Origin of the sequence: Caulobacter sp. 602-1 (genome assembly GCF_003931565.1) — a bacterium.
In the GTDB taxonomy this organism is placed as follows: Bacteria; Pseudomonadota; Alphaproteobacteria; order Caulobacterales; family Caulobacteraceae; genus Caulobacter.
The window spans coordinates 1-274 of record NZ_RRYI01000209.1 but is presented as its reverse complement, the minus strand read 5'-3'; the positions used below and the strand labels follow the sequence as shown (position 1 = coordinate 274).

The 274-nt window shown below is 64.6% G+C and carries 1 protein-coding gene; it reads left to right on the top strand.

Features of this window, described 5'->3' with window-relative positions; genetic code table 11:
• A partial coding sequence (locus EIK80_RS25900; protein WP_199743662.1) for a hypothetical protein occupies positions 1-232 on the top strand: 232 nt, incomplete at its 5' end.
• Between the last annotated feature and the right edge of the window lie 42 nt (positions 233-274).

Genomic DNA, 274 nt, shown 5'->3' with positions numbered 1-274 from the left:
AACGGGACATTTCAATATCAGCCTCGGGGCGGTAACCACGGCAACGGGCATTGGTGCCGCGCTGTCTAATCTTGTTGCCGGCTGGATCGTGGTCGTCGCGGGCTATGACGCGGCATTCATGTCGCTGGGTGCGCTCGCCGGGGCCGGCTTCCTCCTGTACCTGGTCGCGATGCCGGAAACCGTGGATTCGGATGTCCGGGTGCGGTCGCGGCCAACCCTCGGGGGGAAGTGACCAATACCACAGTTCTGTGTCGTCGCTGCCGCCAGCCCTCGC